This is a genomic window from Faecalibacterium sp. AM43-5AT (assembly GCF_003603345.1).
Classification (GTDB): domain Bacteria; phylum Bacillota; class Clostridia; order Oscillospirales; family Ruminococcaceae; genus Faecalibacterium; species Faecalibacterium taiwanense.
In genome coordinates, this window is record NZ_QVGZ01000003.1 from 146,419 (window position 1) to 161,251 (window position 14,833).

The 14,833-nt window shown below is 59.5% G+C and carries 15 protein-coding genes; 6 read left to right on the forward strand and 9 right to left on the reverse strand.

Annotated features, from left to right (window positions below; translation table 11 throughout):
* Window positions 1–17: 17 nt before the first annotated feature.
* The 4 genes from DW937_RS05905 to DW937_RS05920 all read right to left on the reverse strand — a co-directional run bounded on the left by DW937_RS05905 (window position 18) and on the right by DW937_RS05920 (window position 4,545).
* Entirely contained in the window at window positions 18–371 is a 354-nt protein-coding gene (locus tag DW937_RS05905; RefSeq protein ID WP_005943592.1) for a DUF1667 domain-containing protein, read from the reverse strand.
* The gene (locus DW937_RS05910; RefSeq protein ID WP_120120414.1) at window positions 368–1,627 is read right to left on the reverse strand and encodes an FAD-dependent oxidoreductase; all 1,260 of its coding nucleotides are present in this window, start codon (window positions 1,625–1,627) and stop codon (window positions 368–370) included. The genes DW937_RS05905 and DW937_RS05910 overlap by 4 nt, the downstream gene beginning before the upstream one ends.
* Entirely contained in the window at window positions 1,620–3,065 is a 1,446-nt protein-coding gene (locus DW937_RS05915; RefSeq protein WP_120120415.1) for an NAD(P)/FAD-dependent oxidoreductase, read from the reverse strand. The genes DW937_RS05910 and DW937_RS05915 overlap by 8 nt, the downstream gene beginning before the upstream one ends.
* Before the next feature lie 178 nt (window positions 3,066–3,243).
* Window positions 3,244–4,545 carry an aminoacetone oxidase family FAD-binding enzyme gene (locus DW937_RS05920; RefSeq protein WP_120120416.1) on the reverse strand — a complete coding sequence of 434 codons (1,302 nt, stop codon included), beginning with the start codon at window positions 4,543–4,545 and terminating at the stop codon, window positions 3,244–3,246.
* Window positions 4,546–4,772: 227 nt separating this feature from the next.
* Here DW937_RS05920 and DW937_RS05925 point away from each other — a divergent pair, with 227 nt between their 5' ends.
* From DW937_RS05925 to dnaJ, 5 genes are all read left to right on the forward strand, one after another.
* Window positions 4,773–5,315, forward strand: coding sequence for a stage V sporulation T C-terminal domain-containing protein (locus tag DW937_RS05925; RefSeq protein WP_120020007.1), 543 nt, complete (start codon window positions 4,773–4,775; stop codon window positions 5,313–5,315).
* A 187-nt stretch (window positions 5,316–5,502) separates the two neighbouring features.
* Window positions 5,503–6,576 carry a heat-inducible transcriptional repressor HrcA gene (gene hrcA / locus DW937_RS05930; RefSeq protein ID WP_120120417.1) on the forward strand — a complete coding sequence of 358 codons (1,074 nt, stop codon included), beginning with the start codon at window positions 5,503–5,505 and terminating at the stop codon, window positions 6,574–6,576.
* Window positions 6,573–7,202 carry a nucleotide exchange factor GrpE gene (locus tag DW937_RS05935; protein ID WP_005943579.1) on the forward strand — a complete coding sequence of 210 codons (630 nt, stop codon included), beginning with the start codon at window positions 6,573–6,575 and terminating at the stop codon, window positions 7,200–7,202. Before hrcA ends, DW937_RS05935 begins: the two co-directional genes overlap by 4 nt.
* 101 nt (window positions 7,203–7,303) lie before the next feature.
* Window positions 7,304–9,133, forward strand: coding sequence for a molecular chaperone DnaK (gene dnaK / locus DW937_RS05940; protein WP_005943578.1), 1,830 nt, complete (start codon window positions 7,304–7,306; stop codon window positions 9,131–9,133).
* Window positions 9,134–9,291: 158 nt separating this feature from the next.
* Complete coding sequence (gene dnaJ, locus DW937_RS05945) at window positions 9,292–10,470, forward strand: molecular chaperone DnaJ (RefSeq protein WP_120120418.1); 1,179 nt, start codon at window positions 9,292–9,294, stop codon at window positions 10,468–10,470.
* Between the two features lie 91 nt (window positions 10,471–10,561).
* On the opposite strand, the gene DW937_RS05950 is transcribed toward dnaJ, so the two are convergent.
* Both DW937_RS05950 and DW937_RS05955 read right to left on the reverse strand, forming a co-directional pair.
* Window positions 10,562–10,891, reverse strand: coding sequence for a hypothetical protein (locus tag DW937_RS05950; protein WP_005943576.1), 330 nt, complete (start codon window positions 10,889–10,891; stop codon window positions 10,562–10,564).
* A gap of 93 nt (window positions 10,892–10,984) precedes the next feature.
* Window positions 10,985–11,317, reverse strand: coding sequence for a hypothetical protein (locus DW937_RS05955; RefSeq protein WP_120120419.1), 333 nt, complete (start codon window positions 11,315–11,317; stop codon window positions 10,985–10,987).
* 97 nt (window positions 11,318–11,414) lie between these two features.
* Here DW937_RS05955 and DW937_RS14895 point away from each other — a divergent pair, with 97 nt between their 5' ends.
* The gene (locus DW937_RS14895) at window positions 11,415–11,591 is read left to right on the forward strand and encodes a hypothetical protein (protein ID WP_158576340.1); all 177 of its coding nucleotides are present in this window, start codon (window positions 11,415–11,417) and stop codon (window positions 11,589–11,591) included.
* Window positions 11,592–11,631: 40 nt separating this feature from the next.
* On the opposite strand, the gene DW937_RS05960 is transcribed toward DW937_RS14895, so the two are convergent.
* From DW937_RS05960 to DW937_RS05970, 3 genes are all read right to left on the reverse strand, one after another.
* Window positions 11,632–11,955, reverse strand: coding sequence for a hypothetical protein (locus DW937_RS05960; RefSeq protein WP_005943572.1), 324 nt, complete (start codon window positions 11,953–11,955; stop codon window positions 11,632–11,634).
* Window positions 11,956–12,214: 259 nt separating this feature from the next.
* On the reverse strand, window positions 12,215–13,387 hold the full coding sequence (locus DW937_RS05965; RefSeq protein WP_120120420.1) for a DHHW family protein: 1,173 nt from the start codon (window positions 13,385–13,387) through the stop codon (window positions 12,215–12,217).
* 12 nt (window positions 13,388–13,399) lie between these two features.
* The gene (locus tag DW937_RS05970) at window positions 13,400–14,818 is read right to left on the reverse strand and encodes an MBOAT family O-acyltransferase (RefSeq protein ID WP_120120421.1); all 1,419 of its coding nucleotides are present in this window, start codon (window positions 14,816–14,818) and stop codon (window positions 13,400–13,402) included.
* Between the last annotated feature and the right edge of the window lie 15 nt (window positions 14,819–14,833).

The window sequence follows — 14,833 nt, forward strand, 5'->3', positions numbered from 1 at the left end:
CGTTTCAGGAGTGTGTATCACAGATTTCGTGTCGCCACAACGTCCACGCCGGTGCCGCACACATCTGCCAGCACCACCTGTCCGGTGCGGACGGGTGCGTGCAGAGTGACGCGGTCCAGCGCAGCCATGACCTCGGTCATCTTCTCTTTGGGCACGGCCTGCGCAGTTTTTACCGGGCAGCGCGGATACAGCCCACCCTCTACCCGCACGGTGCTGGTGAGGATGCGGGTGGGGTGGGTCAGCTCTTCCCTGCCGTAGGCGGCACCGTTGGGACAGGCGTTTCCAGTTACATTATAATCATTTTCCGGGTCCACCTGCAAGTGGCAGCCGCAGGGACAGCAGATGCAAATCACTTCTTTGATGCTGCTCATTCTGCAATAACCTCCTCTACCGCAACGGTCAGCGGGCCGTCTGCTTTTTCCAGCAGGACTTTGGGCAGTGCGATGTGCTCCATCTCGCCGGGAGCCATGCGCTGGCGCTTGAACCGGGCCAGCTGCCTGCCGCCGCAGGTCACGGTGATCTGGCTGGGGCCGTAGTTCTGCCGCACGCGGAAGAAAATGTTCACGCTCCTGTCCACATCAGCGGGGCGCACCCGCTGCGGCACGGTGTAGCCCACGCCATTGCCCGGAACAAGGTCAAGCACAACCGTATCGGAGGCTTCGCCCTTCAAAACATAGGCCGCCGCAGAAGCACCGGCAAGGTCGCTTTCGCCCGAAACGAAGTCCACCAGATCATGCACGTGCACCACATTGCCGCAGGCGAACACACCGGGGATGCCGGTCTCCATATTCTCGTAGACCACAGCGCCCTTGGTGTGAGGGTCCATGGGGATGCCCGCCTGCCGGGTCAGCTCATTTTCCGGGATCAGGCCGACGCTGAGCAGGATGGTGTCCACATCAAATTCCATCTCGGTGCCCGGGATGGGGCGGCGGTTTTCGTCCACCTTGGCAACGGTGGCCTTTTCCACGCGGGCCTTGCCCTGAATATCCACGATGGTATGGGACAGATACAGGGGGATGTCGAAGTCCTGCAGGCACTGCACGATGTTGCGGGTCAGGCCGCCGGAATACGGCATGACCTCCACGCAGGCCAGTACTTTGGCACCTTCCAGCGTCATGCGGCGGGCCATGATCAGGCCGATGTCGCCGCTGCCGAGGATGAGCACCCGCTTGCCTACCAGATAGCCCTCCATGTTGACATAGCGCTGGGCAGCACCGGCGGTGTAGATGCCGGCGGGGCGGGTACCCGGGATGCCAATGGCACCGCGGGTGCGTTCCCGGCACCCCATGCAGAGGATGATGCTTCTGGCTTCCAAGATCTGATAACCCTTTTCCCGGCTGACGCAGTGGATCTTTTTGTCCGGGGTGACCTCCAGCACCATTGTGCCCAGCTCCACCCGGACACCGGTGGAGCGCAGCAGTTCAATGCAGCGGCCTGCGTATTCCGGGCCGGTGAGCTGCTCGCCAAAGCGGTGCAGGCCGAAGCCGTTGTGGATGCACTGGTTCAGGATGCCGCCCAGCTCGTTGTCGCGCTCTAAGATAAGGATATCGCGCAGACCATGCTGCCATGCGCTGTAAGCTGCGGCAAGGCCTGCAGGGCCGCCGCCGACGATGACCAGATCAATCATGGTGCTCTCCCTCCTGTTTGGTTTCGCACAGTAAGACGTTGGTGCCGGCCTTATCCTGCAGCACGTCCAGCGGACTGATGCCCAGCGTTTTGCTGATCAGTTCCAGCACGCGCGGCCCGCAAAAGCCGCCCTGACAGCGGCCCATACCGGCACCGCAGCGGCGCTTGACACCGTCAATGGTGGCGGCGGGAATCTCTTCGTGCAGAGCGTCCAGAATTTCGCCCTCGGTGATCGTCTCACAGCGGCAGATCACGCGGCCATAGGCGGGTTCCTTTGCAATGAGCCGGGCTTTTTCTTCGGGCGGAAGCTCCTTGAAGCGCACCCGGGTGCGGCCATCCCTGTAATCCGCCTTGGGGGCGGGCAGATCGCCGTGGGCTTCCAGAATTTTGACGGCTTCTCTGGCAACGGCCGGTGCACTGGAAAGGCCGGGCGATTTCATGCCCGCCAGATCGATGAAGCCGGGGGTGCCCTCCGCTTCGCCGATAACGAAGTCGCCCGTGTCCACATTGGCGCGGACACCCGCAAAGTTGCGGATGGACTCGCTGAAGCGGATGTTCGGCACGCTGCGGCGCGCGGCCGCGCTGACGAAGGCAAGCCCGGCGGCGGTGCAGGCGGTATCGTCCCCTTCCACGGGGTCGGCGTTCGGGCCGACGATCAGGTTGCCGTGGACGGTGGGGGCCACCAGAACGCCCTTGCCGTTTTCGTTGGGGCACTGGAAGATGACGTGGTGCACACGGCTGCCCTCGGATTTATCCAGCAGGTAGTATTCGCCCCGGGTGGGCTGGATGGTAAATTCGTGGGGTGCGGCCATATCGTGCACGGCCTGCGCCGAGACACCCGCCGCATTGATGATATAGCGCGTTTCCACAATTCCGGAGGGGGTGGTCAGTGCCCAGCCGCCGGCGGTCTTTTCGATGTGGGTCACAGGGCAGCTGCGGTGCAGCTCCACGCCGTTGCGCACAGCCACTTCTGCCATTGCCAGCGCAAACTCCCACGGGCTGACGATGGCGGCGCTGGGCGCATACAGCGCGCCAACGACAGTGGGGGCCAGATTCGGTTCCATGGCAAGCGTTTCCTCTGCGGAAAGCAGCCGGATGCCCGGCACGCCGTTGGCGATGCCGTTCTCATACAGTTTCTGCAGGTGGGGCAGCTCTTCCGGGCTGAGGGCCAGCACCAGACTGCCGCACTGCAGGTACGGCACATCCAGCCGGGCGCAGATCTCCTTGGCCAGTGCGGACCCCTCCACGTTGAGCCGCGCCATCCGGGTGCCCGGTTCGGGGTCGTAGCCAGCGTGCAGAATGGCACTGTTGGCCTTGGTGGTGCAGTCTGCCACGTCATTTTCAGCCTCGAAAATGGCGGTCTGCAGCGGGTAATGGGACAGCTCATAGGCTGCTGCCGCACCAATGACACCGCAGCCGATAATTGCTACATCCAGCATAAAAACCTCCTGATCGCTCCGTTTGCCGAATAAAAGAAAAAGAGCAGGACAAACAAAAGGGCCTTTCGACTCTCCCCTTGCTTGTTCTGCTCGATTCTCTGAACAAACTTTTATTGTCTTTATGATAATGCGATCTGCACAAGATGTCAAGCATTTGTTGAAAATTTAAAGCTCATTTTTACCTGTGCGGCTTTTTTCTGCTCTTTACGGGCGCGGAGGCTTTTGGCAGAGCACGGCCTGCTGCAGCATGGCCTGCAGCGCTGCGCCCGGCCACAAGGCCGGAGCCGAACGCCCAGTGCAGGTTAAAACCGCCGCAGCTGCCTGCGCAGTCCAGCGTTTCGCCCACAAAGTAAAGGCCCGGACAGCCCTTGAACTGGAAGTGCTGATCCACCTCCCGCAGGGCCAGCCCGCCGCCGGTGGTCTGGGCCTGCTTCCAGCTGCAGGGGGTCAGCCCTTCAAAGCGCCAGTGCTTGGCGGTGTGGGCCAGCTTCTGCCACTGTCCGGCGGTGAGCACGGCAGGCGCGTCGCTGTCCTGCAGCCCGGCGGCAGACCACACAGTACGGCCCAGCTTCTGGTTCAGCAGGCCCAGCCAGAAGTCAACGGCGCTGCCCCCTGCCGTCTGGGCGGCGTGGGCCGCAAACAGGCTGGCAAGTGCGGTTTCGTCCACTGCCGGGAAGAGGTCCAGCTCCACAGCAGGAGCCTTGGGGCCGCGGCCCGGGGCCAGCAGGCCGGACAGCTGCATGATGCAGATGCCGGAAAGGCCGTAATCGGTGAACTGTACCTCGCCGTTCTCGCAGGCAAGCACACGGGCACCGTCCAGCAGGGATGCTGCTGCCTTGGCACGGATGCCAGCCAGCGCTTTGCGGGGCTTTGCGCACTGCAGGGCGGTCAGGCAGGGGTACAGCGGCTCCACCCTGCCGCCGCACTGGGCGGCAAACCGGGTGCCAAAGCCGTCGGTGCCGAACTGCGGCCCTGCCTCGCCGCCCATGGCGCAGATGACGGCATCGGCGCGCAGCGTTTCGGCAGAGCCCTCTGCCGTATCGAACTGCACGGCGTAGCCGCTGCGGCTCTGGCTCAGGGTGCGCACGGTGCAGCCGGTGCGCAGCTGCACATGGTGCTGCGCAAGGTGGTGCTCCAGCAGGGCCAGCACGTCCGCCGCCTGATTGGAGTACGGATACACCCGGCCCGCCTCGTCGGTGCGGGTGTAAAGCCCCAGCGCACGGAACCAGCGCAGCGGGTCGGCGGTATTTACGGCATCCAGCAGCGGACGAAGTGCTGCCGGGTCGGCAGTGAAATACAGCTCCGGTGCAATGCCGGTGTTATCCAGATTGCAGCGGCCATTGCCGGTGGCAAGCAGCTTTTTGCCCGGCTTCGGGTTGCGCTCCAGCACAATGACCTGTGCAGCGGGGGCACTTTGTGCCGCCGCCAGCGCGGCTGCAAGACCGGCGGCACCGCCGCCCAGAATGAGGATGTTCGGCATCCGGACACCTGCCTTTCTCAGCAGAATTTTAGGATCTGTCTTCATAAGCGGGGTGCTGTGCTTATGAAAACGGCTTTTTGTATCATTGTAGCAGAACCCTGCCGGAAACGCAACGAAGAGACAGCTTTCCGTGCAGGTCTTTTTGCGCGGGGGCAGCAGGTATAAATGGCCCGGCCTGACAGATACTAGTGCTGCAGGCATTTTTAAGGAAACGGAGGAGCAAAAACATGAAAGCAACAGGAATCGTGCGCCGCATCGACGAGCTGGGCCGGGTGGTGATCCCCAAGGAGATCCGCCGCACCCAGCGCATCCGCCGCGGCGACCCGCTGGAGATCTTCACCACAGGCGACGGCGAGGTGATCTTTAAAAAGTATTCGCCCATTGGCGAGATGAACGCAGTAGCGGCCCAGTATACCGAGGTGCTCAGCAAAAGCTTTGCGCTGACCGCACTGGTGGCCGACCGCGACCGCATCCTGACGGTGAGCGGCTCCGGCCGACGGGAACTGGCCGACCGCAGCATCAGCCAGCCGCTGGAAAAGCTGATAGACGGCCGCAGGCTGTACCAGAGCGAGGGCATTGCCGAAAAGTGCATCCTGCCCTGCGAGGGCTCGCCCCGAGCAGTACTGTGCGCCGCACCCATCATTGCGGCGGGCGATGTGACCGGCGTGGTGGCCCTGCTGACCGAAGACCGCACGGCCACGCCGGATGCCGCCCAGCTCAAGGCCGTGAATGTGGCAGCGGCATTTCTGGCAAGGCAGATGGAAGAGTAAAGAACATGCCAGAGCGCTTTCCTTATAATAAGGAGGGCGCTTTCTTCGTTTATGACAGAATTATGAATCTTTTAAAACATTTTTCCAAGGGGCTTGACAGCACCGGAAAATTGGCTATAATGGTCTTAGCACTCAGGAACAAGGAGTGCTAAACAAACAAAGCGAACGCAAAAAGGAGGCAGGCGCTATGACGATGGATGCACGCAAGCAGCGAGTCTTGCAGGCGATCGTGGCGCTGTATGGTCTCGAAGGCGAGCCCGTTGGCAGCAGCGTGCTGGCAAACTACTTTGACATGGCAGTTTCCAGCGCAACGCTTCGCAATGAGATGGCGGCGCTGACAAAGCTGGGCCTGCTGGAGCAGCCCCACACCAGCGCGGGCCGTGTGCCCAGTGCCAAGGGCTACCGTTACTACCTTGATAATCTGCTGACCGACGATCAGCCGCTGGATCGTGTGAGCCGCGCCCGTGTGGATGCGGTGTTCGCAAGCCTCGACCATGAGCCGGAAAAGCTGGCCGCAGGTGCCGCCAAGGCGCTGGCCGCCATCAGCGGCTGCACCGCCGCCATCAGCACCCCATGTGCCGAAGACCTGTGCATCGCCCACTATGAAGTGGTTCAGGTGGGCCGCAGCGCAGCGGCTGTGCTGGCCGTTACCACGGCCGGTTACGTTCGTACCCGTGTGGCACGGGTGCGCACCGGTCTTTCCCGCGAGAATGCGGCAGCACTTGCCGCACTGCTCAACCGCAACCTTACCTTTGTAGCGCCGGTGGATCTTTCCACCCGGCTGCTGGCAGAGCTGTGCAGCCAGATCGACCCGGAGCTGGTGCCCGTTATCAGTGCAGCGGCTGCCATCCTGCAGGATTCCGTCAAGCCCCATGTATTTCTGGGCGGCGAGCAGTATCTGCTGGACTGGCCCCAGCTGGACGGCAAGGTGGGCGACATCCTCACACTGCTGAATGACGAGGAGCAGGCCGCTGGCCTGATCGCACCTCCGGCGGAACGCAGTGAGAGCGTGCTGCTGGGCGAGGATCTGGAACCGCAGATCCCGGGCCTGTGCATCGTGAGCGACCGGTATCTGGTGGGCGGAGGCCTGTGGGGTTCCATTGCATTGATCGGCCCCACCCGGATGCCCTTCCAGAAACTGATGCCGCTGCTGCATTACTTTGCAGATCAGCTGGGCGAGGGCATGAGCGGCAAACGAAAAGACACCCCGCAGGCTGCCGTACCGCGGCGGACTGTGATCTATAAGGAGGATCTGGAATGAGCGAAGAAGCAAAAAAGACGGCTCCGGCTCAGGAAGCGGAGCAGCCCGAAACGGCTCCCGAGGAAAAGGCCCAGCAGGCAGCACCCGAACAGGAACCTGCTGCTGAAGCTGCCGACCCGAAGGATGACAAGAAGAAGGATGGCGGCTGGTTCAACAAGAAGGCCCGTGAGCTGGAAGCCGTAAAGGCAAAGCTGGATGCTGCCGAAGCCAACGCTGCACAGGCCAAAGACCAGCTGCTGCGCATGGCAGCGGAGTACGAGAACTACCGCAAGCGCTCCACCCGCGAAGCCGACCAGAAGTTCAACGATGGCATTTCCTTTGCGGTGAACCAGATCATTCCCATTCTGGACACGCTGGAGATGGCAGCAAATGCCCCCACCACCGACGAGAACTACAAAAAGGGCGTGACCATGACGCTGGACAAGGCCGCCAAGGCGCTGGATGCCCTCCATGTGGAGGAGATCGAAGCGCTGGGCAAGCCCTTTGACCCCAACTTCATGAACGCAGTGCAGCAGATCCCCGCCCCGGATGGACAGGAGAGCGGCACCGTCATCACGGTCTACCAGAAGGGCTACAAGCTGGGCGATAAGATCGTCCGCCATGCGACCGTTGTAGTGGCCGAATAACAAAGCAGAAACCCGAAAGGGTTTTGAATATAACATCCGCTTACAAACATTTGAGCATCACATAAACAATAAGATTTGTTCTTTCGAGAGGAGTTTTCATTATGAGTAAGATCATTGGTATCGACCTTGGTACTACCAACAGCTGCGTGGCTGTCATGGAGGGCGGCGAGCCCGTTGTTATCGCAAACTCTGAGGGTGCACGCACCACCCCGTCTGTGGTGGGCTTCACCAAGACCGGCGACCGTCTGGTGGGTCAGGTGGCAAAGCGTCAGGCCATCACCAACCCTGAGAACACCGTTGCTTCCATCAAGCGCTTCATGGGCACCGACCACAAGGTGACCCTGAACGGCAAGGAGTACACTCCCCAGCAGGTCAGCGCTATGATCCTGCAGAAGCTGAAGGCTGATGCCGAGGCTTATCTGGGCGAGCCTGTTACCGAGGCCGTCATTACCGTTCCTGCATACTTCAACGACAGCCAGCGTCAGGCTACCAAGGACGCAGGCACCATTGCAGGCCTGAACGTCAAGCGTATCATCAACGAGCCTACTGCCGCTTCTCTGGCATACGGCATCGATAAGGAAGAAGACCAGAAGATCATGGTCTACGATCTGGGCGGCGGCACCTTCGATGTCTCTATCATCGAGATGGGCGACGGCGTTACCGAAGTTCTGGCCACCAACGGTGATACCCATCTGGGCGGCGATGACTTCGATGAGCGCATCATCAACTGGATGGCAGATGCCTTCCAGACCGAGAACGGCATCGACCTGCGCAAGGACAAGATGGCTGCGCAGCGTCTGAAGGAAGCTGCCGAGAAGGCAAAGATCGAGCTGTCCAGCGCAATGAGCAGCCAGATCAACCTGCCCTTCATCACTGCCGATGCTACCGGCCCCAAGCACTTGGATATGACCCTGACCCGCGCAAAGTTCAACGAGCTGACCGCTGATCTGGTCGATCGCACCATGGGCCCCGTCCGCAAGGCTCTGCAGGATGCAGGCCTGCGTCCCTCTGACCTGAAGAAGGTCCTGATGGTCGGTGGTTCCACCCGTATCCCCGCTGTCTACGATGCAGTCAAGAAGGAACTGAACTGCGAGCCCTTCAAGGGCATCAACCCCGATGAGTGCGTGGCTGTGGGCGCTGCCATTCAGGGCGGCGTGCTGCAGGGCGATGTGAAGGGTCTGCTGCTGCTGGATGTCACCCCGCTGAGCCTGGGCATTGAAACTCTGGGCGGCGTGTGCACCAAGATCATCGACCGCAACACCACCATCCCCACCCACAAGAGTCAGGTGTTCTCCACCGCTGCAGACAACCAGCCCTCTGTTGAGGTCAACGTTCTGCAGGGCGAGCGTGAGTTCGCCCGCGACAACAAGAGCCTGGGTGTCTTCCATCTGGACGGCATTGCTCCGGCTCCCCGTGGTGTGCCTCAGATCGAAGTGACCTTCGATATCGATGCAAACGGCATCGTGAAGGTCAGCGCAAAGGATCTGGGCACCGGCAAGGAGCAGAACATCACCATCACCGCTTCCACCAACATGTCCAAGGAGGACATCGACAAGGCTGTGAAGGAAGCTGAGCAGTTTGCTGCCGACGATAAGAAGAAGCGTGAAGAGGTCGATATCCGCAACGGTGCCGACCAGATGGTGTTCCAGACCGAGAAGATGCTGAAGGAGAACGGCGACAAGCTGCCCGCCGACGTGAAGAGCGAGGCCGAGAGCAAACTGGCCGACCTGAAGACCGCTGTTCAGTCCGGCAACGTGGACGACATCAAGGCAAAGCAGGAAGCTCTGAGCCAGGTGTTCGAGAAGATGTATCAGGCAGCCGCTGCCGCACAGCAGGCCGCCGGTGCACAGCCCGGCCCCGATGCAGGTGCAAACAACCAGCAGAAGCCGGGTGATGACGGCGTTGTGGATGCCGACTTCAAGGAAGTCTGATAAAAAACACAGCAGTGTGTGCCCGGCCAAACCGGCGGACGCACGCGTGGAATAGCAAAAGCCGCTCCGGTTTTGCCGGAGCGGCTCTTGCTGGTTATAGAGCGAGGAACCAACCGGGGCGTTTCCCGGATCAAACGTTCCCGGAGAGGTGAGTGGATATGGCACAGGAAAAGCGTGATTACTACGAAGTGCTGGGGGTATCCAAGACTGCGACCGATGCCGAGATCAAAAAGGCATACCGCAAGCTTGCAATGAAATACCACCCGGACTATAACCCCGGCGATAAGGATGCCGAGGAAAAGTTCAAGGAAGTAAACGAAGCAAACGAGGTGCTTTCGGACCCGAAGAAGCGCCAGCTGTACGATCAGTACGGCTTTGCAGGTGTTGACCCTGCCTATGCAGCACAGAACGGCGGCGGCCCCGGTGCGGGCGGCTTTGGCGGTTTTGGCGGCGACGGCGTGGATCTGGGTGACATTTTCGGCGATATCTTTGGCGGCGGCTTCGGTGGCTTTGGCGGTTCGTCCCGTCGGGCCAATCCCAACGCCCCACGCAAGGGTCAGGACATCCGTGTGCGCATCACCCTGAGCTTTGACGAGGCCGTGCACGGCTGTAAGAAGAACATCACCATCACCCGCCAGCAGGAGTGCACCGAGTGCCACGGCAGCGGCTGCGCTGCCGGCACCAGCCCCGAGACCTGCCCGGACTGCGGCGGCCGCGGCTTCGTGATCCGTCAGCAGCGCACCCCCTTCGGCGTGATGCAGACCCAGCAGCCCTGCTCCCGCTGCGGCGGCAAGGGCAAGCTGGTCAAGAACCCCTGCAAGGTCTGCCATGGCAGCGGCAAGGTGGCAAGCAAGAAGACGCTGGAGGTGTCCATCCCCATGGGCATCGACGACGACCAGAGCTTTGCACTGCGCGGCATGGGCGATGCCGGTGCAAACGGCGGTCCTGCCGGTGATGTGATCGTCATGGTCACGGTGCGCCCCAGCGAGGTGTTCCAGCGCGATGGCTACGATGTGTGGGTCACAGTGCCCATCACTTACAGTCAGGCTGTGCTGGGCGACACCGTGCAGGTGCCCTCCATTGACGGCAAGGTGGAGTACACTGTGCCCGAGGGCACCCAGAGCGGCACCACCTTCCGCCTGCGCGGCAAGGGCATCCAGTACCTGAATGGCCGCGGCCGCGGTGATATGTACGTCAAGTGCGAGGTGGAGATCCCCAAGAAGCTGAACAAGACCCAGCGGGAGGCCCTGAAGAAGTTCGAAGGCACCCTGAAAGAAGAAAACTACGAAAAGCGCAAGGGCTTCTTCAAAAAGCTGAAGGACATGTTCAACAGCTGAGACGGAAAACCGCATAACATAAAAAGCGGCGGCACTTCCCAAACGGGAGGTGCCGCCGCTTTTGTTTTTTTTTCAGAACAGAGACCGGGACTTAGTTGCCGAAGATCAGCAGGGCGTTGGGCACCAGGCCGATGATGGTTGCGCAGGAACCAATGAACCAGAAGCTGCAGCCGATGTCATGGATGGTGTTCGTGGGGCTTTTTTCAGCATGGGCAACCAGAGCGTTCATGCCGTTTTCCACCCAGTTGGAGTTGATATTTGCCTTGCGGTAATCGTGGATGGCAGAAACAGCCTTGTACCAGCCGTACAGCGGGAACCATGCCATGGCGGCTTCCACAACACCTACGCCGCCCTCGGTGTAGGTCATTTCTTCGCAGGACAAAACATTGTATGCAGCAGGATAAGTAATGGCGTTCGTCATAAAGCAAAACTCCTTTTTTAGGTTTGATAAAAAAAGCGGCGGCTCTTCCGCTGAAGAGCCGCCGCAAAAAGCCCTTTGGTGTACTCCTGAAAATTAGAAGTAGATGTTGCCCAGAGCAGCAACAGCATACAGACCCAGACTGCCGATGGTAAAGACTGCGTTGTTGACAATGATACCAGCGTAGTAGAAGCCGTTGGTCACGTTGCCCTTGCACTCGGCCAACATGTTGTTCCATGCATTGGACAGCCAGTTGTCGCGGTCCTTTGCAACTTCCTCACGGCACTTGCCAATGCCGATCTGGGTAGCATAGCCGGGCCAGAACCAAGCTGCCAGTGCCTGACCGACAGTAGCACCGCCTTCGGTGTAGGTCATTTCTTCATTAGACAGGACGTTGTAAGAAGCAGGCATCATCATTTTGTTTTCCATAATAACACTCCTTTGAATCAAAGCTATCCAGACAGTGCAAGATCGCACTGTTTAAAACCCAAAAATAAACCGGGATATGCGCTTGGAGACCGTTCTCATGAAGCAGGGCGCGCCGCCGCATGACGCGAGTAGTTGCTTGCAGGAAAAGGAAAGCAGTGCTGTTCTCTGCAGGCAAAAGGCCGTTCAGACGGTATACAGTGCTCAGGCAGCCGATTTCTTATTTCTGCTTGATGAAAAGCCCGCGGCCCTCTCTGGCGGAAAAGGCCGCGGGTAAAGGGGTCTTTGGTCTCTCCGGACGGATCTTATGAGCAGGGTCAGAGCAGGACGATGGCAGCATTGACCAGAAAACCAACGCCGGTAGCGCTGGTCGCGGTGACCCAGACGATGCGTCCCAGATCACGCAGCATGTTCTGCGCACTGGAATCCATATCGCGGCTCAGAGCATCCAGACCGGTATCCAGCCAGTCGTTGGGGTGGCTCTTGCGGTAGTTGCGCATGGCGGTAACACCCATGTACCAGCCAATGGGCGGAATCCAGTTCAGCAGAGCTTCCGTAAAGGTAGCACCGCCCTCGGTGTAGGTCATCTCTTCGCAGGAAAGAACGTTGTAGGAAGCAGGCATCATGATCTTGTTTTCCATAATAACACTCCTTTGAATCAAAGATCGTATCAGCACATTCTATGCACTGTTCACACCAAATCGAACCATCGGTGAAGAGCAACTGCTCTATATCGCCATTGTACAACACCCGTTGCATTTTTTCAAGGGGTGAATGGGCAGAGTGCGCAAAAACTGGAGAGACTTCCGAAAAGAACTGGAAAAATTTGTGAAAAAAGACTGCAATAATTTGACATAAAACAACAGCGCCCTTTCCTTTGCGGAAAAGGCGCTGCCATGTTTACCCGGCCACACCGGCACGGTAGAGGTACGGGTCGCTCTTGAAGCTGTCAAAGCTGTACAGCACCAGGATCTGGTCATAATCGTTATCCGCGATCAGCTGATCCAGACCGTAGTTGTAGTTGCGGAAGTCCACCACATCGATCTGGGCGTAGTTTGCGGTCAGGTAGGGTGCAAAGCAGTTGGCGTAGCTGTCCTTGATTACCAGAATGCGCCCGGTGCCGTCGCCCTCAATGCGGCTCAGGCCGTTGTTGCCATGCAGGAACATGGCGTACTTATCGTACACGTTCAGCTTGTCCGTGTCGTACAGGCCGGTGGTCTGGCCGTCTGCGGGCTGGCCTGCAGCGGTGACGTTATAGATGGTCAGGCTGTTCGGCAGGTCGTAGTAGGTGATAGTATCCGGCACGGCATTCCATGTGCGTGCCTTGGAGTAGTGGGTGCCGTAGAAATTTTCGGCGGTCAGAGCCGTGTGCGCGGCGGGGTCGAAGGGGGTCAGGCTCAGCGTACCGCACAGCTGCTGGTAGGCGTAGTATGCGCCAAGGCTCGTCCAGTGATGGTCGGTGCGGTAGTAGATATATTCGTCCTTGTGTTCGGCAAGGGTCTGCCGCACATCCACAAAGCGCCCTCCGGCGGCCTGTACGGCGGCGGAAAGCTGGTCGAGATAGGCATCCTCATCCAGCAGCGGCGCGTTTGCAGGCACGTTTTCCGGGTAAATGACCGATGCTGCCGGGGCCAGCAGTACATCCACCTTACCCGGGTGGCGCTGGCACAGTGCTTCCACAGCGGCGGTGTTCTTGGGCAGGGTGCGGTTCTCGCTGTCCAGCAGGCTGAAGGTGCGGGGGAACATCATGTGCTCCTTGCCCAGCAGGATGCCGCCGTTCTGCTCCTTCTGCAGCAGGGTGGTCTCCACTACGCTCTGCAGGCTGATCCACTCATCGCGGCCGAACACCTGATCCTTCACGTACTTTGTGTAGGCGGTAAAGTAGCTGTTCAGCCCCTTGGCGGAAAGCTGGGTCAGCGCCGGGCGCTGGGAAAGGGTGGTGTTTTCCATCTCGCTGTAGGCGCGGTCCGGTGTAATAAGGTCCAGTGCGAACAGACCAATAAAGAACAGGCTGAACACCACCAGCACCGGGTAGTGCAGGAGCGAGGAAGATTTTTTGGAATGCTTGTCCATCTTCACGCCTCCTTAAAAGTTGAAATAGAGGAACGGGCTGTTGGTGCTGCCCACCACATAGGCGGTGGAGACCACCAGCAGCGCCAGAATGGCGGCACAGCGGGTGACGGCATTCTTTTTAAGCAGGTTCCAAATCTTTTCAATGAGCGGGGTGCAGCAGAGGATGCTGACCACCAGCAGCACACCGTAGTTGCGCAGGAAGTACAGCGGCGAAACACCGCCGGAAGGAACGAACAGCTTGTGGAACAGCAGACCGAAGCTTACGCCCGTATCGTTGCCCACGAACATGGCCCAGCCCACCACCACGAGGAACAGGGTGTAGATGTGGGGCCACACTCTGCCCTTTTGCAGGTGGGGCAGCAGGAACAGCTTTTCTACAGCCAGCAGCACAAAGTAGTACAGGCCCCAGCAGATAAAGTTCCAGTTCGCGCCGTGCCAGATGCCGGTGAGCAGCTCCACCACGAACAGGTTGAAGATCTGGCGCTTCAGACCCTTGCGGTTGCCGCCGAGAGGGATATACACATACTCCCGGAACCAGCCGGAAAGGGTCATGTGCCAGCGCCGCCAGAACTCGGTGATGGATGCGGAGATATAAGGGTAGTTGAAGTTTGCGGGGAAGTCGAAGCCCAGCATCTTGCCCATGCCAATGCCCATCATGGAGTAGCCGGAAAAGTCAAAGTAGAGCTGCAGGCTGTAGGCGATGATGCCCAGCCACACCAGCGGGGTGGATGCATTGGCAAGGCCCACAAAGGTGGTGGAAGGGCTGTCCGCAACGCCGATGATGTCTGTCCACAAAGCACCGATGGCATCCGCCAGCAGCACCTTTTTGGCAAGGCCAAAGGTGAACAGGGTCATGCCCTCTTCGATCTGCTGCAGGCTGTAGCGGTGCCGGTATACGTGCAGCTGGTTCGAGACATCGCGGTATTTCACGATGGGGCCGGCGATCAGCTGAGGGAACATGACCACATAGGCACCAAAGTCGATGATATTACGCTCTGCCTTTACATCCCGGCGGTAAACATCGATGGAGTAGGAAAGGGTCTGGAAGGTGTAAAAGCTGATGCCCAGCGGCAGAGTGCCAATGCCCTGGATCTCGGCAAAGGCGGTGCCCAGAAGGGCGTTTGCGCTGCGCAGCACAAAGTTTGCGTATTTGAAGTAGAACAGCATCCCAAGGCTGCCAATGAGGGCCACCAGCAGAAATGTCCTGCGCAGGGCCGGCTTTTGGTCGAAGTGCTCGATGCACAGGCCGCTGATGTAGTTGATGAGGATGAGGGCCACCATGACCGGGAAAAACCGTACCTCGCCCCAGCAGTAGAACACCAGACTGCAGAGGAACAGAACGGTGTTCTTGAGCTTTGCGGGCGCAAGGTAATACAGCGCCAGCGTGATGGGCAGAAACCGGAACAGAAAGATGATGGTGCTGAAAACCAAAGCGTCAGCCTCCTT

Bases quoted from the DNA above. Each gene is read 5' to 3' on its own strand.
- DW937_RS05905 (WP_005943592.1), bottom strand. From the start codon at position 371: ATGAGCAGCATCAAAGAAGTGATTTGCATCTGCTGTCCCTGCGGCTGC.
- DW937_RS05910 (WP_120120414.1), bottom strand. From the start codon at position 1,627: ATGATTGATCTGGTCATCGTCGGCGGCGGCCCTGCAGGCCTTGCCGCA.
- DW937_RS05915 (WP_120120415.1), bottom strand. From the start codon at position 3,065: ATGCTGGATGTAGCAATTATCGGCTGCGGTGTCATTGGTGCGGCAGCA.
- DW937_RS05920 (WP_120120416.1), bottom strand. From the start codon at position 4,545: ATGCCGAACATCCTCATTCTGGGCGGCGGTGCCGCCGGTCTTGCAGCC.
- DW937_RS05925 (WP_120020007.1), top strand. From the start codon at position 4,773: ATGAAAGCAACAGGAATCGTGCGCCGCATCGACGAGCTGGGCCGGGTG.
- hrcA (WP_120120417.1), top strand. From the start codon at position 5,503: ATGACGATGGATGCACGCAAGCAGCGAGTCTTGCAGGCGATCGTGGCG.
- DW937_RS05935 (WP_005943579.1), top strand. From the start codon at position 6,573: ATGAGCGAAGAAGCAAAAAAGACGGCTCCGGCTCAGGAAGCGGAGCAG.
- dnaK (WP_005943578.1), top strand. From the start codon at position 7,304: ATGAGTAAGATCATTGGTATCGACCTTGGTACTACCAACAGCTGCGTG.
- dnaJ (WP_120120418.1), top strand. From the start codon at position 9,292: ATGGCACAGGAAAAGCGTGATTACTACGAAGTGCTGGGGGTATCCAAG.
- DW937_RS05950 (WP_005943576.1), bottom strand. From the start codon at position 10,891: ATGACGAACGCCATTACTTATCCTGCTGCATACAATGTTTTGTCCTGC.
- DW937_RS05955 (WP_120120419.1), bottom strand. From the start codon at position 11,317: ATGGAAAACAAAATGATGATGCCTGCTTCTTACAACGTCCTGTCTAAT.
- DW937_RS14895 (WP_158576340.1), top strand. From the start codon at position 11,415: ATGAAGCAGGGCGCGCCGCCGCATGACGCGAGTAGTTGCTTGCAGGAA.
- DW937_RS05960 (WP_005943572.1), bottom strand. From the start codon at position 11,955: ATGGAAAACAAGATCATGATGCCTGCTTCCTACAACGTTCTTTCCTGC.
- DW937_RS05965 (WP_120120420.1), bottom strand. From the start codon at position 13,387: ATGGACAAGCATTCCAAAAAATCTTCCTCGCTCCTGCACTACCCGGTG.